Genomic DNA, 19,953 nt, shown 5'->3' on the forward strand with positions numbered 1-19,953 from the left:
CCTTTAGATGATTCGTATCCTTTGATTTACTGGGTTCAACCACTCCAGGGCCAATTTGGAATAATGATTCTGGTTAGAGGAAGGTAATGTGTTGTCATAAAATCCGATGCCTGTTAAACTGGTTGCAGGTATTTTGTTTGATTTTATTGTGGTTGGATATTTTTGTAAAATCATTGTACGCAAATTCTGTGCAGGGTTAGGGTTTGCACAGGTTCCACTACCTTTATTCCAGAACAAAACGTAATGAGTGTTTGACATTGAAATGGATTGATCATCTGCTGTTATTTCTAATGAAGCTCCATCATGGTAACAACATGAGAATTTAGGATATGTTAAATCATTATATTCATGTTTGATGTACACAAATGGTTCACTACGTCGTAAAATCCATTTAGTCCTATTAATGGCCAGTATTAGTTCTTCAGGAGTTTTGTTCAATAATTTAATGAATGAAATAGGTCCAATGTCCACGTTAAAGAATTTTTCAAAAGAAGCACCGTTTATTCTGTGTATTTCAATACCTGTGGATGTGGGAATTATTTGAATTAAATCATTGTAAAACTTGCATTTGTCTACTTTCAAACTTTCTTCTATGTTATGTATTTCATTCCATTCGTTTTGAGGATTATTATTTGAATATAACCTTGGTGAACCATTGAAAATTGCCATGGGGTCACTCGCACTGTTTTGGAATGAATTGTCTGATTCTCCATTTTTATGCAAATATGAAGAACCACGACCCCCCAGACCTGTTGAAGCATTTCTTCCAGTTACAGGAATTTTAGCAACACTTTCAAGAACCTGGGCCTGTGTTTTGTAAACTTTCACTTTGTCAGTGTATACGGTATGATTTGTAGACTCGTGGCTGTGGTGTGTGAATCCGATAGTGAGTCTTTTCATAGTGCTAAGACTACATGGACCTTTCCAATAGAAATCCCATTCAGAATTAGTTGAATTCCATAGCCAGGCAGTGATTAATCCATTTTCCTCTACTAAAATCTTCCATTTGTGAAGTTTATAGGATGAAGACACATTGTTTTTAATTACTGGATCTGTCCATGGTTTAGCAAATCGAATGTCTCTACTGTTACTCCCACAATCCTGGATAATTAAAAATGTATCGGGCCAGCCTTCCCAGTCTAACCATTGTCCAGTTCTTAAAACAAAGTGATAATTATGTGCATCAAATCTGTCTGTTGAACTAGTATCTGGAACTTCTAAATCAAATTCAACATAGAATGGAGCATCAAATGACTGTTTGGATTGGATACTTCTGGCACCCCACGCCGGCATTCCTGGAATTATAGAAGTAATCACTCCACTCATCCCTAGTTTGCCTCCAGATACTGTGTGACTTCCACCTGTCATGTTCCACATAGTGGCAGACCATTTGGATGTATCAAGGGTTGTACCTGGAAAATCATCTTCTAACAATACTAATTCTTCGGTTAAATCATAACCATGCTTTAATGGTGTTCCAGCGTAGGGGCTTGTAGTATAATCCATTTCAAGGAATACATCCAGGGCATTGTTAATTAATTCAACTGTTAATGTTGCTTTAGCTTCAAACTGGTTGATATTATCAATATCCACATTGCGGATGAGGTACCAGCCTTTATGGTTTAATCGAACATTATCATACTCTTCAGGACGGCTAGCTGTTGCATTTATCCACACAGGACCCCAATCTTTCTGTTTAGTGCTCCTGATAGTTATGCCTCCAGATTCTTCAGTACCTCCTCGTGTTATCAGGCCACGGAGTTGGTTAATTTTCCAGATGGGGCCGGCAATAGTGAACTTTTCCTTACCATCCATGACTCCGTAATCATTGTTTTTTTCATAGTAGAATCCTCTATCGAAAACTACAGGTCCGATTATACAAGTATTCATGCATATTACACCCTTTTTTTAGTCGAATAATTCGTCAACTACTCCGTTTAACTCCTCATGCACCACGTTTTTAATTTCCTTGATCAGACCATCTTTGTCATAGATAGGGCCGGTGATGTTAAACACGAAATGCAGTACTCTTTTAACAGGGTTTGCAATTCCAAAGCCACCAGCACCACTACCTGGTGGAGGTGACCAGGTTCCACGGTTTTGGAAGGCTGTGGTATCGAATGGTATTCCGTTTACCATGGCCCATACGTGTGGTATGCCTGTGGATCCCCAGGTTCCATGGGCCATGTATGCTGATAATCCCATTGCCTGGGCCAGGGCTATGATAATCTGAGCGCCATCAAAACAATTGAATCGACGATCTCTTAAAGCCTGAGCATTACTTTTCTGATCCCCATAGTAGAATTGATATGCTGTTCTTCCAATGATTGAACTGGCAAGGGCTGCGAAAGCTGATAAGCTTCCTCCATTTTTGAGTGTTGAAAGTGAAAGACTAACTCCTCCAATGTTCATCTTCCAACCATAAACGGTTGAGAGGATCCTGTCAATCCAGTTGTCACTGAAATCCCATCCACCAGCATAACAGTTACCATCATAATAGCAAGTATCATCATTTTCAGGGGCAGGACCTGCACCATACATTCTATTCTGGGTTGACCTGAAAACCATAGGTGCGATACCAGCAAAGAGACCATCATTTGAAAGTCCTCCACTGTAATTCAACACACTTATGTCTGGCCCTCCAGCAGCACCGGGCCAGGTTGTACCTCCAAAACCACCACCCCCTCCTCCGGAACCTCTAGAACCACCTCCAGTTATGAAACTCCAAAACTCTTTCAATTTATCATATAATGTTGATATAGGACCCCATACTCCATCCCTGATAGCAACTGCAGCTGATAGCATACCATTTTTCATCTGATTCCAGGCAGACAGTATCATACCCACATAGGGAGATACCGCTCCCCAGATCTGGTTCATGATATTCCAGATGGTCATGAACACATTATTCCAAATCCATTGGGTTGTGGATTGAATAGTGGACCAGGTGGATCCTATGAAACTGGCCAGGATGTTAATCACACCCATGATTACCTGGATTCCAATCATCAGGCCCTGGGCTGCGAATATGAAAATGTTCATGAGCATGGTGCTGAAGGTCTGACCAGCTGCATCACCAAAGAGAAGGGTTACAATCATGGTCAAAGGGTTATATTGAGCTATGAACTGGAACATGGCCATGAGGATACCATACCAGTCAATACCAGAAGCCCAAAGAGTAATAGCTTCCAGTAAGCCACCACCACCATCACCTCCAAAGATGTAACCTATTAACACACCTATCGGGTTGAATTGGATTAACCACTCCCCAATAGCCATGAAAAGACCAATCCAATCAACATTAACGAGCCATGACATGAATTGACCAATGATATCTCCACCAGCACTGAAGATTCCCATGAGACTGTTCCAAAAGAACACCCCTAAACCTATCCAGTCAATATTTACAATAGCATTCCAGATCATACCTCCAAGATTCTGAAGACCAGGAATAATACCCTGCCATTCACCATCCTTGAAGAAAGCACCTACCAGAGCATCCCAAGCACCAGTTAAGGAAGTGAAAATACTGTATAAAAATTGACCAACACTAACCAGAGTATTCCAGTACCCAATTAGTACCTGCCAGGCCCCATTCAAAATCAATCCACCAATCCAAGACAGAGCCGATCCAATAGGTGATAAAACACCCCAAAGGTACCCTGCAACTCCTCTTAATATTCCTATAAAGTTCATCAGAGCATTTAAGGCAGGGAAGAGGATGCTCCTTATGCCTATCACAAATTGGTTTGCCACCGTGTCACCCAAGAGCAACCTGATCATCATAGTTACTGGATTATAATTAGCGAAGAAAATGATAATTTGGCTAAGAATTCCGTACAGAATCCCTTCTAAACTTACATTTTCAAGACCACCAAATAAGGCATTCCAGATGTATTGGCCCAATCCTTTAACACTGTTGTAGATAGCGGTAACAAATCCAGTAGCAACAGCTCCCCAATCAATACTCAGTAACCAGTTCCAAAGCATTCCAAAAGCATTCTGGAAACCTTGAATCAAACCAACAAAACGCCCTTCACTATCAAAGAATGCTCCGAAAAAGGCTTTAATTGCATTGCCTGCCTGAGTTACCACCCAAACCAGTTTATTGAAGTTCAAAACTATGAACAGCAGGGGATTCACAAAATATGTCAATAAAGCCAGAACCTGGCCCAGAGGATTGTTCTGGAAGAAATCCCAAAGCCGGACAACTGCATTGCCGATCCAGGATAAGACGTTCACTACAGTGCTACCCAACCAAAAGAAAATTGCTCCTACTGGCTGTAAAGCATCACCTAATAATCCAAATAAATCAATGATCGACCTTATTATGTCAAAGCTTCCATTGTCTGAAGGAAATAAATTATTCCACAATGGAACTATAAAACTAACTAAACCTTCCCAAGCTTCTTTAATCCCATTAATAGTAGCCACGACATGAGGATTATTTGTGAATGCAGCCCACAACCTCATGACACCTGATTTAATGGCCTCAATCATTGTGGGAATGTCTTTCCACCATTTGAAGTATTCTCCAACCTTGTAAATCGCAACAGCCAAGACAATTAATGCAGCCGTAGCCAAAACAATAGGGTTAGTAACCAATGCTTTAGTCATCATCCACAGAGCAGTAGTTAAACTCCAAGTAGACACTGTTGCTAATGATTCTCCAGCGATAAATGCGACTAGTGATTGCAACGAAAATAAAATAGTACGGCCAAATCCAGCGCTGCTTGCAGTAGCCATTTTTTGAGCAATATCATAACCAAATAGTGATGCGGTCGCTGTAACAATTTTAGCTATTTTTACAGTTAAAGCAGGAATTAATGATCCAACTAAAATTAATCCAAATGTTGTTAAGGCAATGCTTGCTATGCCTATTATAATTCCTAACTGAACCCATCCAGGTAACGCAGCCCAACTACTAGATAACCATCCAATTACATTTTTAGCACCATAAGCCAGGTCAGCTAATGCCATAGTGATAGCATAAATCAATGGAGCAGCAGGTATCAGGAAAGCTCCGAGGAGCTGGCCACCAGCAATAGTTAAGACTTGGACAGCATCATCAAGACTATTGATTTCTTTTGCCATCTGGGTTAAACTACGCTGTTCCAGGACCTGATTGAGTGCCGCTATGATTCCTTTTTTATCTTCTTTATCACCACTCCACAGCCCAGTGGCTTTAAGTGCATCAGCTGTAACTCCAATCTCACTTAGTCGGCGTTCCCATCCTTGGCCCTGGTCTATTAAATCTTTGAGGGCTAGGGCAGAGTCCCGGGCCGATCTTCCTTCCATGGCCATTGCACTAGAAAATACCGCACTGGTTTCTATTAGATCCTTAGCTTCACTTGCGTTTAGTTTGTAGATACGGGCCATTTTGGCAACTTCCATGCCGACCTGGTTCATATCTGTTTTGCGGTAGATTGTTTGGAGTCTGGCCATCTCGTTGGTGTACGCGGTTAGTTGTGAGGAGTCCCAGCCCATGCCTCTGGCCATTCCTGCGATTTGTCCTTGGGCATTGACTGCGCTGTTGGCAACATTCATTATTTGCATGGCTAGGTCCATACCTAATGTGATGGCTAGCATTCCTGCTGTAGCCTTTAGTAGGTTCATTGCACTGTTAAGGCCACTCATTTTGGATTGTGCTGCAGTTGCATTGTTCCCGGCGTTACTGGTTGATTTTGCTGTGTTTTCTAGTTCTTTGCCGGTTTTGCTGGTGGTTTGGCTGAGGTTGTTCATGGTCTGATTCAGACCATCACTATTCTGCTTTAGCTTTGAAACCTCAGAATTGGATCCACTTGCTCCTTTCTGGAGGCCATTTAATTCAGATTGTAAGGATGCTGCTTTTGATTTAGCACCGCTTAACCCCTGAGTAAAATTGGTAATATCCAGAGTTAGGAATGATTTAATTTCTCGTCCACCGAAAGCCATGATAAAAAACTCCATTAAAGTGACTACATAATACTTAATAAAACTACAAAATAGGGTTTTTATATACAAAATTTAAATAGAATGACTACAAAATAATAATTATAAGAATCAAATAGAAGATGATAAAAATGGGGAAAAATATACCAACAAGCGTGAGAATACCCTCTGAATTTAAAGAGGATATTGAATTATTAGCAAAACATAGAGGGAAATCTGTCTCTAAAACAATCATCACGGCAATAGAATATTACATAGCTCACGAATATGACCTAATACGCATGTTAAAACTTAAAAAACTTGAAGAGGAGGGAGTATAAGTGTTAGGGTTGCGAAAAAGTAAAGCAAAAAAACTTGAAGAAAAAAGGATAAAAGATGGAAACAGGTTTAATGATTTCTTTAAAACAGAATCACAATTATGGAAAGATATTGAATTTGCACCAGGAGTAGGTTGTACTATTGAGTTGACTGAAACAGAGATCAAAAGTCATGGGATGTTAACTAAAGGGGCAGCCACGGCGGCATTTGGACTAGTTGGTTTGGCAATGACATCGGGATCTAAAAGTAAGAACGTAAGTATCCCTGCAACTATGCGTATAGTACAAAATGGCATTTTATTCCAAAGGCATGATGACGAAGATCTGCGGGTTCCATGGGAAAATATTGCAGAAGTTAAAGTTACTCCTGGAATGGGAGTATGGAAATATCTGATTTTAGATTTGTTTGAAAATCCTCGATTAAAGGTTAGATTTGATCGTACTGTTAGTAAAAATGTTCTGAACATGGTTAAAAAGTATATTGATTCTCACATCCCTGGTTTGGATGATGGCTGGAATGATGCTCCTATTCCATTAAATGCCCCATCTAAACATGTTGAATCTAAACCTTCTGAAATGGATCCTAACTCCTGTTCTAATTGTGGTTCTCCTATAGAAGCGGGGGCTAATTTTTGCAGCGAATGTGGACAAAGACAAAAAATTTAAAGAAAACTATTTAATGATCTTTTAAATAGATAATGCTATATTTTAAATTCATGGAGAAATACACATGGTAGATACTAGAATACGAAAAACAAGAAGTGAAAGGGAATTTGAAGAAGCAATTGATGAATACATAACTATGGGATATAAAGTTCAAAGTAGGGGTGAAAAAACAGCACAATTACTTAAGGCACAATATGGAAGTCTTCTTTCTCACATTTTAATACTTATATTCTTTTGTTGGACTTTCCTCCTAGCAAACCTACTTTGGTTAGTTTATAATTATTATAGTAAATCTGATAAAGTCCTTGTAAAGCTAATTGAAGATAATGAAACAATACCCAGTGTGGGTTAAAACATGTAGATGGATGATTTTTATTATCAATACTATTTTTTCTTTTTTTTATTTACAATATTTCAACTGCAGGACCTTTGGCAGGTGAATGTGGAAGGTAAAGTATAATTTGGAGGTAAATATTTTTCAGTAACTTATAAAATAAGTGATCAGACCACTGCATAATTGGTCTGCATGGATGGAATTTTCATATCATTAAGAGTTAGTAAGTCAACTGGTCGGTTTTCTTTCTTTTGATGTATTAGGAACATGAAAACGGCTTCAAGATGTATTGTATCTTCTTTTACATCGATTGTCATTTCAAAGTTGAAATTCCTTAAAGAGAATGGTTTGACATGGAAGTATTTGGAGGCATCCAATATTTCCAGAGCTACTGGAATGTTATCTTCACTGAAATCAAGTATAACATTATCTGCTAATTCTACAGATTCCTTATAAGAATAAGGCTTTTTAACCTTTAAAAACAATGCATCTGCCTGAGCATCATAGTTACTTATCATTTCAAAATCCACGTCACTCATTTTTCTCTACCGTTCTCTAACTTTCACTGACTGTTCATATGTAGTTACAACTTTTATATCTTTTTCTTTTGAATTTTCAAAGTCAATGATAATGATCAGATCGTGATTAATTCTGGAATCATCCTGTTTGTAAAATAATTTAAATCTGTTTTTTCTCTGTTGAAGAATTCCAGAAACATCTTTTTTCACTAAATAGTCATATATTAAATTTTCATTGATGTTTCTATCTTCCATCCTATCTTTTGCATGAGGGCCTATTTCAATTTGGTTTTGATTACATTCTGATAATCTTGTCAATGCATGCGCAATAGGTGAGGTCATAGATTCAAGTTAAATTTTTATAGGATATAAATAATTTTATTTAGTATATTCAATTATTATTGGTGGTTTAATATTCACATCTGCATTTATAGCTGCTGATACGGCTGTTTTTACCATTTTTTCACAACTCAGGGTTTTAGTCTGTTTTAGTGCGTATAGTGCTCCTCTGGCATCGTATCGTCCACTACCAATGGCATCGTAATTGTCATTAGATTCTATAATGTCATAATCTTCACCCACCCTGAATAATCGGCCTTTGTAACCGATTAGTAAGGATGAGTCGTATTTCATTTTATGATCGTCTACTAAGTTTTCTTCTTGGAGTTTTTCTTTTAATGCAGGAATAAATTCTTTAAGTAGGTACAGGAAAGGATCTTTGTGTTTGTCGGTGGGAGGGTCAAAGTCATGGTTTAGTATTTGTCCTATTCTGCTGCTTCCTGCTACTCCTATTATCATTCCGTTTGGTGTTTGGAAGATTTTTTTCTGGTTTTTGAGTATTGTGTATGCTCCAAATCCATCATTGTTACCGCTGTCTGCGGCCATTACAATTTTCTTATGTGGTGTTATAACTCCTGCGATGCATGTCATATAACAATCACCTTAGTTTGTTGTGCTCTAAAATTTAAGGAAGGTTGAACTATAATATTACAAAAAGGATAAAGGAGGTGATAATTTATGCCAGGTAAGAAGAAAGCCATACATGTTGTAGCGGATAAAAAAGGTGGGTGGAATACTAAAAAGGACAATGCTAAACGAGCTTCAAAACATTTTGACACTAAAGCTGAAGCTGGTAAAGCTGCTAAAGATCAGGGTCAGCGGGAGAAGACAGAAGTTATAACTCACAAGAAGAATGGACGTATTCAACGGCGTGAAAGTTATGGTAATGATCCATATCCACCAAAGGACAAGAAATAATCATATTTTTTCTCTTTTTTCACCTTATTCTTGGTATGGTTTCTAAATATTCCATGAATTCTTTGATTTCCCTTGACACACTTCTCAAATCTAATTTAAATGAACTATAAGATTGTAATTCTGCTGCACAGGGATAGTCCACTTCTATTAAATTTATTAATTCATTAATTGTGTTGAGTTTTTCTTTTAAATACTCTCTGATTAAGTTCAGAACATCTTTTTTAAAATTTCTAAAGTCTTGATTTATATCTAAATCTTTTTTAAGGCTTTTGTTAATGCGTATTAATACTATTATCTTTTCATCTGGAATTATATCAGTCAAGCACTCTATTAATTCATTTATGCTGTCATAAGTTGTACATGTTACATTTCTTCTGTAGATGTCATCTTCTATTTTTTCTATTTTATTAACTGCTTCTTGGTACAGTTTTAATTTTTTATTAATTTCCATAACCCTAATCCCCCCTCATTTTTTTTATTCTATTATTCTGTAAAATTCTTCTTCTATGATGTTGTATACTTCTGTTTCTGCGGATGTTATTCCTTTTTCTAGGTATTTCCAGGTTCCACGTTTAGGGTGTTGGAATTGTTTTTCGTGTTGGATCCAGCTGTAGTCGTATCCTCTGCTCCATGGGTTGTTTCGGACTGAGTATCCGAATTCCATTTTAAAAAGATTGGTTAGGGTGTAGATGATTTGTTCGTAGGATTCTTCTAGGTATCCTTTGTCAAGGGGTACGTAGGGTGTGGTTTTGGTTTTGATTAGTAGGCCTGCGTCGATTAGTGCATCGAAGAATCCTGTTTTTAGTTTCAGTTCCACTTTTTTGGCCCATGATTGGAACTGGGAATCATCCACCCGGAACATGTCTTTATCCCTCTACTTGTATTTCATCCATTAGTTCTTCCATTTCCTCTGAATTTTTCTCTCTGGGTTTGGTTTTGCCTTTTTGTTTGTTGTATTCTTCTTCCTCTTTGTCCATGATTTCTTTCTCACGTTTTAGAAGGTGTGAAGTGGTGTAGGTGTCGAGGTTCCAGTATGCGTCTGGTGAGAGGCTGATGCCTGGTATCCGCCTCACTATTAAGAAATAGTTATCCAGCATCACCTCTTCCAGGATCAAACTTAATGGTTCAGATTTTTTGGAGTTGTTTTTGTCGAAAGTTTTCGGTTCGGTCCATATTGGCTTTTATAACTTCACGGACTTTCTTATCTATCTGTGTCTGAGTGAAGCCGGATTGGCACATATTATAGAACATTCCCAGGTTCTGTACTTTAATGAGGTCTATGCTGTCGTATTCTTCTTTGAATTCTTCCGGTGTGAGTGGGTCTATGAGTAAGCATGCGAGTTCTGCATACGTATTTTCCAGTTTTTCTTCCAGTTGCCTCATCTGATCTTTACGTTCATCTCCATCTTCACGTAACTGTTTCTCCAGGGTACGTTTTTCCTTGGAAAGGGTGTCAATATCGTCAAGAAGTTTGATGGCTTTTCGGATTTCTGCATCAGTGGGGTTTTCTGCTGATTCAATTAACTGTATCCTTTTATTGGCCCTGTCAATCTGTGCCTGGATATCTTCTAATTGTTCTTCCAGGTCTATGTTGTCCTGGAAGACTGGTTTCATTTCTTCCTGGAGTTTTTCTATGTCTTTTTGGAAAGTGACTAATGTTTTGTTACTGCATCTTTTGAATTTCCGTTCTTTTCCACAAAATTCTATTTTAGCACGAGTAAACATCTAAAAAACACACCCCTTTTTTTTATATAGTTCCTATATGTAAGTTTGCTAGTTCAGAAATTATTTCAACAGTCATGAAACTAGCTAGGCTTTCATCATTGATTTTGAACTCAGTTTCGATTGATTTACGCTCATCACCAGACTGTGGGCTGTCACATTTAGTAATAGTCACATCTGGTATTAGGATGGCTGTTTTATGGAATATGTCAGTTGATGTAACAGTTTCGATTTGGGGTCCGATGGATTCTATGAGGATCTGTTTCCTGAGTGGTTCTGATGATACTTTAGTCCCATCAGTGGTTCCAGATTCATATTCGGTCTGGATCCATTTGGTCTGTTCTGTCCAGGGTATGGTGAATCCTCCCTCAGATTCTCTTATTCCCATGTTTTTAGTTTCAGTACCGAAATCATCCCCGCCGCATGGTTCACTTTCAGCGTTGTTATTTACTTTTACATTGCCTTCTATTACACATGGGAAGGCATATTGTGCTTTGTTAGCTTCGGTTAATGTTACACCTACAGGTGCATAGTACAGAACAGTCTGGCCTGCTTCTATTTTGACCTTTTTAGTAGGTACTACTCTGGCAGGGTTGGGTTGTTTGAATTGGGGATAGTCACTGACAAACTTAGGGGCTATGCTCATGGGTTCATCGTTTTTGAATTTAACCTCTAGTTCATTGAGCATACAATTATCATAGACGTATGCATCATTTGCAGTCTTAGCATAACCATTATACAATGTACAGAGTGGTGGATCGGATGGGTTTACAACATCAACTGCAAAGACGTACTTTTTGGCCTTAGTGGCTCCGGCTATTGCGGGGTCTGGGCCTGTCACATGTCCAAAGAGTAAATACCAGTAATCTTCCCATCCTTGCTGGTATCGTGCTTTATCTTCGTAACCTGGGCTACTGGCTGCTTTTTTACGGTACATTCCCATGGTTAGACTGGATCCACCTGTGTGGCCCTTATCTTCTTCGTGTTCGATTTCTTTTTCAGGTTCGAACTCGGTTCCAGGGATCATTATTAGTGGTTGTTCAGGGGCTGTTTTACCGGCGGGTTTGATCCCCAAGGACCAGTAGTGATATGCTAGGTTAGGTGCTATAACTCCCATTTAGTCAGTCCTCCTCTTCTGTTTAGGTTTTTTTACGGGTTTAGATTCTTCTTTTTCCACCCGTTTAAAATATCCTGATGCATCCAGACATGAAACCAGCCTTTTATTATCATCAGGTACTTCAATTATCTGATTTTTCTTTAGTTCTTCGTCTTTTTCCATTATTTCAAAAGCTACTAGTTCCAGGGTCTTATGTCCATCTGGCCCTGTATATTGAAACTTCATAAACAAAATCCCTCCTTCTATAAAGTATATCTAAGTTTGAATGCTACCCTGAGCAGATTACTGAAAAAAACCTCTTTATTATCCTCATGGCGCTTATAAACCAAAGCACCAATTGGATAAGTTTTATGATACTCCAGTTCTATACTATGCCGTGTTGAAAGCTCACCATTAACACCCCCACGTCTGATTAGGGTTATTATTTCTTCTTCGAAATCCCATAGTTCCATTAGAAGCTTATTTTTATCTAGTGTAGCGGTGTGTCGGCGTATTTCTAGTTCTTTAACGTATTCATCACAGCCGGATGGTTTTTCTTGTTTCATTTCCCCGACCTTGTAGCTCAGGGCAGGTAAGGGTGTGTTCGGATCCATGGTAGAATCATCATAAAAGATCCGGGTGTACTTCCCGGATTTAATGATGAATCCGGTTAGGTCTTCCAGGATTTCCTGTAATTTACTCAAAAAAATAGCCCCCACAAATATTTAGATTAGGCTGAATCCAATCAAATCCTCGTTAATACCATCATCGATGTTATCATCGGCGGGAGTGTTTTTATACGTGTCTATGGCCCTGTCTACTATTCCCAAGAGACGGTCCGCATAGTTTTTACTTTTCTGTGTTCCATCACCCATTACCTGGCCTTCATGCTCCCACCGGGTGAGCCAAGTCATGGCTGCAGCTGCAATGTATTTGTACTTGAGTAGTGATTCTGGTAAGGTATCTGTCTGGAGGCCATCTCTAACATAATTCTCACCATCAATTAAACCAAGATCCAGACTTTCAAGTGTGCAAACAGGACTGTTATTCCTAAATATGATGTCGATGATGTCAAGTGAATCTAAAGTTGTATCTAAGTGGATACTTAGCGACTTAATACCAGACAATAACTGACTTTTGGGATCCATCCCTTGATCATTGACTTTAAAAGTAACTGCTCCAGACTGCCCAGCACTGATAATATCACCCGATCCCTGAAGAGTTAAAAGAGTGACTTCAGCACCCATGGTATCATGAAAACCTAGACTACTCTTTGAAGGATCCAACTCACTACCGGGAGTTAGTTTGATTTCAACTGAATCTATCGAAAAATAATCACGCTGTAATGTAGGGATGACAATCACATCATCCGCCATGCCAGTAAATCTTAACAGGTTTATATGAACAGATCCGGCCACTAATTGACATTTACTGGATGGTTTTACGTTGTCTGATGATTCAAAAGAGTAAGGGTATTGTCTGTCAACCTTGAATTCCCTGAGGTGGTGGAGGATTTTATAATAATCCTCCATCCGGGTTGCAGGGTCTGCCAAAGATTAAACCCCCTTATGATACAAAGTCAGGGAACCGGATCATCCTTTCTCCCTTAGCCCTGGGGTATGCTCCAGCAGTACAGGCTACTTTGATGGTAGTCATGGGTCTGTGTTCTTTGTCGGCATTATCAAACATCAGCATACTGACAGGTGGAAGTAAGTCTTCAAGACCGGGAACATTTGGCATGGACTTAATTTTGGGGTTATGATATTTCATCATGATAACATCCAAGGCAGGCATTTTACTATCAAAACCGAATGCCTCTCCATCTTCAAATGCCCGGCCACCCCAGAAGTTTTTGGCATTAGCCACGTCCAGGGCACTTTTGATTTCAAAACCATTCTGAGGCAGTTTGTAGTTAGACACTGATTGAGCAGCCCTTGCTTTAAGTTCCACATCAGCTTCAGCACCGTAAGCTATCAAGTCAATTTCGTAAGGTTTTGGCCTGATACTGGCTTGGAACCTCATCACATCACGGAGTAATGATTTAAACTCAGTAGCATTATTACCCCATCCCTTCACGATCTTAGAATCAGTTACAACTTTAGCGTTGTTTTTGGCAGTACTGTAAACTGCTTGATCCACGTCAGTAGCTAAGACGTAACCCATGGCACTGATTTCATCCATGAGGTTGAAATTAGGATGTTCCATGTCCTTATTCAGGATAGAATATTCAATTTCATTGTGCACAAGTTTAAATCCTTCAGGAGTGATGACTTCACCCCTGATTTTACGTGCACTTGCACCTTTAGCTACTTTTTTAGATTTACCAGTTTGAGTTATGAATTTATCAATCGGTGTGCTTTCAACGATAGTTACCTGTTCGTTATCAACTTTCATGAGGGGAAATATTCCAGCGAACCGGTATCCTTCAACCATGGAAGTTTTTAATTCTGCTAGGTAAGTACCGTTTTCAAAGTCAGCGTACATTTCTTTTAATGTTGCCATTTTATACCAATCCTCCTTTTTTTATCCTGCGGCCTTAACTCTGATAGGACCATCACAGTCCACAGTTACATATCCGCCAGTGTTGGCAGGTATGTTATCAAAGCTGGTAACCACATTGGTAGTTGCAGCAGATTTGTCAAGGCCAGTTTTAGGGTCTTTAATCTCAAGTTTATCTCCTGCCTTAATTTCCACATTATCAGGGGCTAATGGCAACTGTAATTCTCTAGATGTCAGTTTAGCAGCCCCAACATATCTTTTAGGATATGCTCCTACTGCAGCATTCGCTTTAGGTAATGAACCGTTAACTTCGGGGTCATAAGGATTGAAGTGAGTAGCTATTCCTCCTGCTTCTGCAAGTTTCATACTTCTTTCTCCAGTTCCTTGGACCAGGAAGTTTTCTTCATCAACCTGTTTTTCAAAAGTAACCTGTTCGTTAGGAAGACCATTATTTGGGTTTATCCCTTTACGGTAGGTCATGGGTCCTTCTTCTACTTCGTAGGTTTTTACTTCGCTTTCTTCGAAAAATGTTCCAATTTTAGTCATGAAATTCCTCCAAATAGTTTACCATCGTTTTTTCTTTTTACGAATATCCCAGAAATTTCCAGGTTCATCTTTTTCCCTTTTCTTGGTTCCATCATCATCATGCCCTGGAGCTCCACCAGCGGCCACTCCCTTGGGTTTTTGAGTGATGATTTTATGCTCCTTGAAAAATTCCAGCTTCTCCAGGGACATGTCTTCAAGTTCTTTTTTCAACTCTTCATCATCACCCGCCAGTTCTTTTATCAATTTTTCCTTCTTTTTTCCTTCTAATTTATCATATTTCTTAGCTTTATCTTCTAAATCTTTAATTTTCTTTTCATTGTCCTTTTTTTCTTTTTCTAAATCTTTTAAGTCCTTTTCAAGTTTTTGTTTTTCCTCAACAGTTTTATTAGCACTTTTAAGCTTTGATTTGAGAATTCCAATCTCTTCCTGCTGTTCCTGCTGTTTTTCTAAAGCTTTTTCCAAAACTTCACTTTTATCACCCAAATTATCGTCCTCCTCGGGTTTTTTAATACTATTATAAAGAATATGACTCCTGGGGGTGGCTGTTAAACCTACTTCCTTGAGGTAACCAGTTATTGGTAGGTAGTATTCATCATATTCCACCAAGTTAAGATCATCAAAGACTGGGCTGATTCCTTTACCTTTCAGGTCAAGGCCCTCTGGTGGCTTGACTTGTAGGCTGCCATCTCTGTAGACGAAGGTATCTACCATGCCTATGACTTTTGTAGTATGCTCGTCAGTCACGTCTAAGCTGCCAGTAGTGGCTGCTATTTCTTTTAAAAATTCCTCTGTGAATTTAACGGGTTTGTCCAGGCCATGGTCTCTATAATCACCTAGGCCTGGTTCAAATATGGGTATTAGAATAGTACCATGCCTCCGAAAAAATAAGTTAAAAATAAGCGTCCCTGGTAGGACTTGAACCTACGGCATCTAGATTAACAGTCTAGCGTTCTACCTACTGAACTACAAGGACAAAAAAATAGAAAATATAATTTTAAAAAATTAAGATTGCTCCAACTGAACTTCAGCTGTGGCCCTATTCTTGGTTGGACATGGAGTGTAATTCTGTTTTTTCTCTAAGTTAGCCCAATCAAGATGATCTGGATCTATATATCCTTTCTCGACAAAATCATTGAAGTTCACTTCAAAATCTACCGATTGATGTAACTTTTTTACATCTCCAGCGAATAGGGCTATATCACTGCCATCTTCATAGGATACTACCAGCAGTATATCTTTTATTCCTGCTTTAGCCAAGGCCTTTTTCGCATTTTCGATTGTTTCTACAAATTCTTCATCTATTTCTTCCTGCATTATTTCACCTCATTTATCAAATAAGACTAATGTCAGCGTATTTTTGAGATTCTTCTAAATAGGATTGGTATTCCTTAGTAGCGTTATCTTTCTCAGGAACCAGTTCACAATGGCCATTTGGGTGGTCATATTCCCATTTGTCCATGGGTCTTGGTGGTAGCCGGGCCTTGGCATAGCATTTCTCACAAGTACGTCGTCCAGCAACAACCCAATAATATAACATATTTCTGCCATATCTCATCTTCTGAGCTGCTCTCTTGACTTTTTGCTTAGCAAACTGTGCATTAAATTTAACAAAATTCTTAGTACGCCTTATGGCCCTGTTAAAATTAGCTTTAAGATTGAAATCTTTGGGTTCACCCATACCTGCCTTGAATGATGCGGCCTTGGTGGCCACGTCATCTTTTAACTGATTGATAGTTGCTTTAGCACTTAAACTAAGAGTATTTAAGGTTGGTTTAAGGTCCAAGTCAAGTTTGACCTTGGGGATTACTTTTTCGTGTATGTTGAATTCTTTCAGTATGGAAACACGGTGTTCTTCGACTATTTTAGTCAGTTCGGTTTTACTGGTTTCTGCTAGTTTCTTCCCTGCTTTGGTGACTGCATCAGGGAATTTTTCAAGGACATAATCAACTGTTTTATGCTCAAAATCTGTGTAAAGTTTAGCAAAAATAACAAATAAAGCGATAAACATTAACTGTTCGTCCATGTCCATATCTTCAACATCTGGATCATCTGGTTGGAATGTTTCATTATCCCATCCAAGGAGCTCCTCATTCAGGGGTACTTCAGTCACCATCATCATTCACCCCTTCGTCTGTTTCCTCTTCTGATGGTTCTTTACCTTTATTTTCGTCAGTTTCTAGGTATCCTGATTTCTTATCTTTGTCCTTGGGATGGAAGTTAATCCAGACATTTCCTTTTTTACCTGCTAGTTCTAGTTCAGGTGTGAATAATTCATTTTCAATATATTTTTTCAACCATTCCCTGTTGTATTCAAGGAATACAACTCTTCCACTGGTTTCACTATCCATTAATACTTCCGCTGTGGCCCGGTTACTTCCTTCTGTATCAAATAGTGCATGTGGTGTTGAAAGTCCATCGAAAATTTCATTCTTAAAATCCTGTTTATATTTTGGAATATCTGGAAGCTGACTTGTACCAATCATTTCAGCTTCAAGCCCGAAAGGGAGAACCACTACTCCTTTTTTATGGTAATCAGTAGTGGCCTCCACAACCGCCTCCCGGGACTTTTTAGTTAAACGTTTACCTGGGGCATCCTTGTTCCCCATAGTCACAATTAAAATATTGGAATTTTTGAAAACAGTTTTAGGCATCAGATCTGATAGTACCCTCCGGTAGTATACCGGGTCCAAGATGTCCATCACAATAGATCTGCCCTTACCTTTTAACTCCATGTATTTGGCATTAATGATCTCTCCTGGCTGGAATGGTACAGTCCATTCTTCTAATTTTTCTTCCAGTTCCTCGAACTTTTTAGCCAGCCATCCTTTATTTGTTTCTTTGTTTCTTTGTGTTAGTTGTTTGAATCCGGTTACTTTACCGTATTCATCGTATATCTTTTTGATTCGATAGTTTTCAGCATCAAAGGCCAGGATTCGGAGGTGGATTCTATTTTCAATAATAATCTTATTCGTGAATACCTCACCATCCACCTGACCCGCCCAGAGTAAATCCCTCATGACCTGGTTAATATCCCAGTCTGTGCTTTTGCAACGTTCAATGATATGGTTCACTGCGTCCTGGTTATCTCCTTCTATTACAAAGTTAGATATTGTTTTAGTGATGTTATCATTGATGATACCCTTCACAATAGGGTCGTTTGCTGCAAAACGGCAGTTTTTTATTGTTCTTTTGACTTTGAAAGGTACCGTGTCGATAAGGTCTATTGCATCTGTATCAGTGGTGGTAGTGTCATCAGTGTCTATTCCGGTTTCTTCTATTGCGTTGGGTTCCGCATTCCGTAAAAGGAAATTTTTGTAGTTGATTCTGTCTAATAATCCCATATAATCCCACCACTTTTTTAGTAGACGTAAGCGTCTTCCTCTTCAATTTCCTGTTTTTTGTATTTGCTTAAAGGTCCAAGAACACCGTAAACATCATAGCCCATTGCATCCATGGCATGGTTCTTAAAATCAACAGGTTTATCTAAAATATTCCCATCCTTATCCTTCTGATACTTGTAATTTTTAATTTCTCTTTTAGTTTCAACACAACCAGGGCTTATGTGGATTTGTACACTGCGATTAGTTTCCAGTCGTGCAGCAACATCTTTAACTCCCGGAACAGCATCAAAACCTCGCTGGCAAAATTCTTGAATCCGATCAGGTTCAGCAGCATCACAATAAACTTTATCTAATTTTCCAGGTGTCAGTCCCTCATCATTTAAAACTGCAATAATCTCATCAATAAACTCGGGATTAGTTAAACGCCTTTTGTAAACTTCACGGACAATATAAGGTTCACCATCATACCAGCCAATTAATAAGAAACAGGAAGGATTATTATAACCGAAATCAACACCAGCAGTCCATTTCTCAACACCACTGACCGGGGACTGTTCATCCCAATTTTCAAAAACAATATTCGATAACTTACCCCACTTACCCAGAGTGTACTTATAATAAAGCTCAATATCTATCTCTTTTAACTCCTCATACTCTTTAACGTACTCTTCTGGAAGAAATGGGTTCTCAGTATAATGAAAATGAAGAATAGTGCCTCTTTTTTGGCGGTGAAAATAATTATAAATCCAATGATCTGTACCTTCAGGAGTGACCGTTAACAAGAACTGTCCAAAACTTTTCTTACTGACTATTCCACGGATACGTTTTTCAAGTTCTGCAAACACGGCAAAAGATATTTCCTCAGCCTGTTCCACCCAAACAAAATCAAGGTTAAGACTTCGAATCTTCTTAAGATCATCCAAGGGTTTAAAAAGAATCGTGGATCCAGTAGGTAACCGTATGATACCCTCATTTTTATTCTCATAAAAAGGAATACCATAATTTTCCAATGCTTCCCGGAGTTCAAGCCAACTAGTAGCCTTCAATGCAGGAAGAGTATCACGAAAAACACCAATACGAGCATTCTTATGCTCAAGACCATATTTTAAAACCTTATGAACAGCATAAATAGTTTTACCAGAACCAGCACTACCCTCAATCAATAACTTACGATCAGTCCGGTTGATGTTCTTCTTCTGCTTCCGGCTCAACCTCCACGTTATCTTCTTCATCAGAATCCACCCCTACAATAGTAATGATGAATTCCTTCTCATCTTCAGAACCAGCCTTAAACACTTCCTGCTTAGCACGAACCGCCTGAATTCCAAGTTTTTTAATATCCAACTCGGAAATATTCTTCTCAGGATCCACTTCCAAACCCGTATCATTAGCCACCGTGATGATATTGTCAAGAAATTCCAGATCGCTAACCGTCTGAGCAACAGCACCATTCAACCGCTCTTTACTCTTCTTTTCATGATATTCCCTGGTAGCTTCCTTGTTTATATTGAAATCATTTTTCCTGTAATTGTACAGAGTGGTCCGACCTATCTTCTCAGGTGGATCCTGCTGTTTGAGTAACTCAATGATTTCAGTGTCACCTTTACCTTCAATGATCCAGTTGTCAATCTTTTCCCGGTACTTGGATGTCTTGACTTTGTTAGGTCTGGCCATGGAAACCACTATTTCGGAAATGTTCAGAAACTATTCAAAAATGTTCAAGAAT

25 protein-coding genes and 1 tRNA gene are annotated in these 19,953 nt (G+C 38.8%); 4 read left to right on the forward strand and 22 right to left on the reverse strand.

The window, feature by feature from the left end; translation table 11 throughout:
* Window positions 1–3 precede the first annotated feature (3 nt).
* A complete protein-coding gene (locus QC759_RS07395) occupies window positions 4–1,890 on the reverse strand; it encodes a hypothetical protein (RefSeq protein ID WP_048072055.1) in 1,887 nt (628 codons plus the stop codon).
* An 18-nt stretch (window positions 1,891–1,908) separates the two neighbouring features.
* The gene (locus QC759_RS07400) at window positions 1,909–5,934 is read right to left on the reverse strand and encodes a hypothetical protein (RefSeq protein ID WP_048072056.1); all 4,026 of its coding nucleotides are present in this window, start codon (window positions 5,932–5,934) and stop codon (window positions 1,909–1,911) included.
* A gap of 128 nt (window positions 5,935–6,062) precedes the next feature.
* Here QC759_RS07400 and QC759_RS07405 point away from each other — a divergent pair, with 128 nt between their 5' ends.
* The 3 genes from QC759_RS07405 (at window position 6,063) to QC759_RS07415 (ending at window position 7,266) form a co-directional block, all read left to right on the forward strand.
* Window positions 6,063–6,251, forward strand: coding sequence for a ribbon-helix-helix domain-containing protein (locus QC759_RS07405; RefSeq protein ID WP_048072057.1), 189 nt, complete (start codon window positions 6,063–6,065; stop codon window positions 6,249–6,251).
* Complete coding sequence (locus tag QC759_RS07410; RefSeq protein ID WP_048072058.1) at window positions 6,252–6,914, forward strand: zinc ribbon domain-containing protein; 663 nt, start codon at window positions 6,252–6,254, stop codon at window positions 6,912–6,914.
* A gap of 64 nt (window positions 6,915–6,978) precedes the next feature.
* Window positions 6,979–7,266 carry a DUF8108 domain-containing protein gene (locus QC759_RS07415; RefSeq protein WP_048072059.1) on the forward strand — a complete coding sequence of 96 codons (288 nt, stop codon included), beginning with the start codon at window positions 6,979–6,981 and terminating at the stop codon, window positions 7,264–7,266.
* A 149-nt stretch (window positions 7,267–7,415) separates the two neighbouring features.
* On the opposite strand, the gene QC759_RS07420 is transcribed toward QC759_RS07415, so the two are convergent.
* From QC759_RS07420 to QC759_RS07430, 3 genes are read right to left on the reverse strand one after another with little or no spacing between them, the layout of a single operon-like run.
* Window positions 7,416–7,787, reverse strand: a complete 372-nt coding sequence (locus QC759_RS07420) for a DUF2283 domain-containing protein (RefSeq protein ID WP_052659947.1) — start codon at window positions 7,785–7,787, stop codon at window positions 7,416–7,418.
* A gap of 6 nt (window positions 7,788–7,793) precedes the next feature.
* A complete protein-coding gene (locus QC759_RS07425) occupies window positions 7,794–8,108 on the reverse strand; it encodes a hypothetical protein (protein ID WP_144405512.1) in 315 nt (104 codons plus the stop codon).
* Window positions 8,109–8,144: 36 nt separating this feature from the next.
* Window positions 8,145–8,696, reverse strand: coding sequence for a hypothetical protein (locus QC759_RS07430; protein ID WP_048072061.1), 552 nt, complete (start codon window positions 8,694–8,696; stop codon window positions 8,145–8,147).
* A gap of 87 nt (window positions 8,697–8,783) precedes the next feature.
* Here QC759_RS07430 and QC759_RS07435 point away from each other — a divergent pair, with 87 nt between their 5' ends.
* Window positions 8,784–9,023 carry a DUF2188 domain-containing protein gene (locus QC759_RS07435; protein WP_048072062.1) on the forward strand — a complete coding sequence of 80 codons (240 nt, stop codon included), beginning with the start codon at window positions 8,784–8,786 and terminating at the stop codon, window positions 9,021–9,023.
* 19 nt (window positions 9,024–9,042) lie between these two features.
* On the opposite strand, the gene QC759_RS07440 is transcribed toward QC759_RS07435, so the two are convergent.
* The 17 genes from QC759_RS07440 to QC759_RS07520 form a co-directional block, all read right to left on the reverse strand.
* Window positions 9,043–9,474 (reverse strand): hypothetical protein, encoded by a 432-nt coding sequence (locus tag QC759_RS07440; RefSeq protein ID WP_048072063.1) that lies wholly within the window; start codon window positions 9,472–9,474, stop codon window positions 9,043–9,045.
* 24 nt (window positions 9,475–9,498) lie between these two features.
* Window positions 9,499–9,885, reverse strand: coding sequence for a hypothetical protein (locus QC759_RS07445; protein ID WP_048072064.1), 387 nt, complete (start codon window positions 9,883–9,885; stop codon window positions 9,499–9,501).
* Window positions 9,886–9,889: 4 nt separating this feature from the next.
* Window positions 9,890–10,120: a hypothetical protein gene (locus QC759_RS07450; RefSeq protein ID WP_048072065.1), complete on the reverse strand. Its 231-nt coding sequence runs from the start codon at window positions 10,118–10,120 to the stop codon at window positions 9,890–9,892.
* 28 nt (window positions 10,121–10,148) lie between these two features.
* A complete protein-coding gene (locus QC759_RS07455; RefSeq protein WP_048072066.1) occupies window positions 10,149–10,748 on the reverse strand; it encodes a hypothetical protein in 600 nt (199 codons plus the stop codon).
* A gap of 22 nt (window positions 10,749–10,770) precedes the next feature.
* On the reverse strand, window positions 10,771–11,862 hold the full coding sequence (locus QC759_RS07460) for a hypothetical protein (protein WP_048072067.1): 1,092 nt from the start codon (window positions 11,860–11,862) through the stop codon (window positions 10,771–10,773).
* The gene (locus QC759_RS07465; protein WP_048072068.1) at window positions 11,863–12,087 is read right to left on the reverse strand and encodes a hypothetical protein; all 225 of its coding nucleotides are present in this window, start codon (window positions 12,085–12,087) and stop codon (window positions 11,863–11,865) included.
* 17 nt (window positions 12,088–12,104) lie between these two features.
* Window positions 12,105–12,545 carry a hypothetical protein gene (locus QC759_RS07470; protein ID WP_048072069.1) on the reverse strand — a complete coding sequence of 147 codons (441 nt, stop codon included), beginning with the start codon at window positions 12,543–12,545 and terminating at the stop codon, window positions 12,105–12,107.
* Window positions 12,546–12,566: 21 nt separating this feature from the next.
* On the reverse strand, window positions 12,567–13,394 hold the full coding sequence (locus tag QC759_RS07475; RefSeq protein ID WP_048072070.1) for a hypothetical protein: 828 nt from the start codon (window positions 13,392–13,394) through the stop codon (window positions 12,567–12,569).
* 13 nt (window positions 13,395–13,407) lie between these two features.
* The gene (locus QC759_RS07480) at window positions 13,408–14,343 is read right to left on the reverse strand and encodes a hypothetical protein (RefSeq protein WP_048072071.1); all 936 of its coding nucleotides are present in this window, start codon (window positions 14,341–14,343) and stop codon (window positions 13,408–13,410) included.
* Window positions 14,344–14,364: 21 nt separating this feature from the next.
* Window positions 14,365–14,886 carry a hypothetical protein gene (locus QC759_RS07485; RefSeq protein WP_048072072.1) on the reverse strand — a complete coding sequence of 174 codons (522 nt, stop codon included), beginning with the start codon at window positions 14,884–14,886 and terminating at the stop codon, window positions 14,365–14,367.
* A gap of 18 nt (window positions 14,887–14,904) precedes the next feature.
* On the reverse strand, window positions 14,905–15,630 hold the full coding sequence (locus QC759_RS07490) for a hypothetical protein (RefSeq protein WP_144405513.1): 726 nt from the start codon (window positions 15,628–15,630) through the stop codon (window positions 14,905–14,907).
* A 156-nt stretch (window positions 15,631–15,786) separates the two neighbouring features.
* Window positions 15,787–15,859: transfer RNA gene (locus QC759_RS07495), tRNA-Asn, on the reverse strand.
* A 29-nt stretch (window positions 15,860–15,888) separates the two neighbouring features.
* Window positions 15,889–16,200: a hypothetical protein gene (locus QC759_RS07500; protein WP_048072074.1), complete on the reverse strand. Its 312-nt coding sequence runs from the start codon at window positions 16,198–16,200 to the stop codon at window positions 15,889–15,891.
* A gap of 16 nt (window positions 16,201–16,216) precedes the next feature.
* Window positions 16,217–17,005, reverse strand: coding sequence for a hypothetical protein (locus tag QC759_RS07505; RefSeq protein WP_144405514.1), 789 nt, complete (start codon window positions 17,003–17,005; stop codon window positions 16,217–16,219).
* Window positions 16,989–18,227, reverse strand: a complete 1,239-nt coding sequence (locus QC759_RS07510; protein WP_048072076.1) for a hypothetical protein — start codon at window positions 18,225–18,227, stop codon at window positions 16,989–16,991. Before QC759_RS07510 ends, QC759_RS07505 begins: the two co-directional genes overlap by 17 nt.
* Before the next feature lie 17 nt (window positions 18,228–18,244).
* A complete protein-coding gene (locus tag QC759_RS07515) occupies window positions 18,245–19,459 on the reverse strand; it encodes a PBSX family phage terminase large subunit (protein WP_048072077.1) in 1,215 nt (404 codons plus the stop codon).
* The gene (locus tag QC759_RS07520; protein ID WP_048072078.1) at window positions 19,401–19,901 is read right to left on the reverse strand and encodes a DUF1700 domain-containing protein; all 501 of its coding nucleotides are present in this window, start codon (window positions 19,899–19,901) and stop codon (window positions 19,401–19,403) included. The genes QC759_RS07515 and QC759_RS07520 overlap by 59 nt, the downstream gene beginning before the upstream one ends.
* Between the last annotated feature and the right edge of the window lie 52 nt (window positions 19,902–19,953).

Source organism: Methanobacterium formicicum, from assembly GCF_029848115.1.
Classification (GTDB): Archaea; Methanobacteriota; Methanobacteria; order Methanobacteriales; family Methanobacteriaceae; genus Methanobacterium; species Methanobacterium formicicum.

Excerpts from the sequence above, each read along its gene's own strand:
- QC759_RS07395 (WP_048072055.1), bottom strand. The coding sequence starts at position 1,890 with ATGAATACTTGTATAATCGGACCTGTAGTTTTCGATAGAGGATTCTAC.
- QC759_RS07400 (WP_048072056.1), bottom strand. The coding sequence starts at position 5,934 with ATGGCTTTCGGTGGACGAGAAATTAAATCATTCCTAACTCTGGATATT.
- QC759_RS07405 (WP_048072057.1), top strand. The coding sequence starts at position 6,063 with ATGGGGAAAAATATACCAACAAGCGTGAGAATACCCTCTGAATTTAAA.
- QC759_RS07415 (WP_048072059.1), top strand. The coding sequence starts at position 6,979 with ATGGTAGATACTAGAATACGAAAAACAAGAAGTGAAAGGGAATTTGAA.
- QC759_RS07420 (WP_052659947.1), bottom strand. The coding sequence starts at position 7,787 with ATGAGTGACGTGGATTTTGAAATGATAAGTAACTATGATGCTCAGGCA.
- QC759_RS07425 (WP_144405512.1), bottom strand. The coding sequence starts at position 8,108 with ATGACCTCACCTATTGCGCATGCATTGACAAGATTATCAGAATGTAAT.
- QC759_RS07430 (WP_048072061.1), bottom strand. The coding sequence starts at position 8,696 with ATGACATGCATCGCAGGAGTTATAACACCACATAAGAAAATTGTAATG.
- QC759_RS07435 (WP_048072062.1), top strand. The coding sequence starts at position 8,784 with ATGCCAGGTAAGAAGAAAGCCATACATGTTGTAGCGGATAAAAAAGGT.
- QC759_RS07440 (WP_048072063.1), bottom strand. The coding sequence starts at position 9,474 with ATGGAAATTAATAAAAAATTAAAACTGTACCAAGAAGCAGTTAATAAA.
- QC759_RS07445 (WP_048072064.1), bottom strand. The coding sequence starts at position 9,885 with ATGTTCCGGGTGGATGATTCCCAGTTCCAATCATGGGCCAAAAAAGTG.
- QC759_RS07450 (WP_048072065.1), bottom strand. The coding sequence starts at position 10,120 with ATGCTGGATAACTATTTCTTAATAGTGAGGCGGATACCAGGCATCAGC.
- QC759_RS07455 (WP_048072066.1), bottom strand. The coding sequence starts at position 10,748 with ATGTTTACTCGTGCTAAAATAGAATTTTGTGGAAAAGAACGGAAATTC.
- QC759_RS07460 (WP_048072067.1), bottom strand. The coding sequence starts at position 11,862 with ATGGGAGTTATAGCACCTAACCTAGCATATCACTACTGGTCCTTGGGG.
- QC759_RS07465 (WP_048072068.1), bottom strand. The coding sequence starts at position 12,087 with ATGAAGTTTCAATATACAGGGCCAGATGGACATAAGACCCTGGAACTA.
- QC759_RS07480 (WP_048072071.1), bottom strand. The coding sequence starts at position 14,343 with ATGGCAACATTAAAAGAAATGTACGCTGACTTTGAAAACGGTACTTAC.
- QC759_RS07485 (WP_048072072.1), bottom strand. The coding sequence starts at position 14,886 with ATGACTAAAATTGGAACATTTTTCGAAGAAAGCGAAGTAAAAACCTAC.
- QC759_RS07500 (WP_048072074.1), bottom strand. The coding sequence starts at position 16,200 with ATGCAGGAAGAAATAGATGAAGAATTTGTAGAAACAATCGAAAATGCG.
- QC759_RS07505 (WP_144405514.1), bottom strand. The coding sequence starts at position 17,005 with ATGATGATGGTGACTGAAGTACCCCTGAATGAGGAGCTCCTTGGATGG.
- QC759_RS07510 (WP_048072076.1), bottom strand. The coding sequence starts at position 18,227 with ATGGGATTATTAGACAGAATCAACTACAAAAATTTCCTTTTACGGAAT.
- QC759_RS07515 (WP_048072077.1), bottom strand. The coding sequence starts at position 19,459 with ATGAAGAAGATAACGTGGAGGTTGAGCCGGAAGCAGAAGAAGAACATC.
- QC759_RS07520 (WP_048072078.1), bottom strand. The coding sequence starts at position 19,901 with ATGGCCAGACCTAACAAAGTCAAGACATCCAAGTACCGGGAAAAGATT.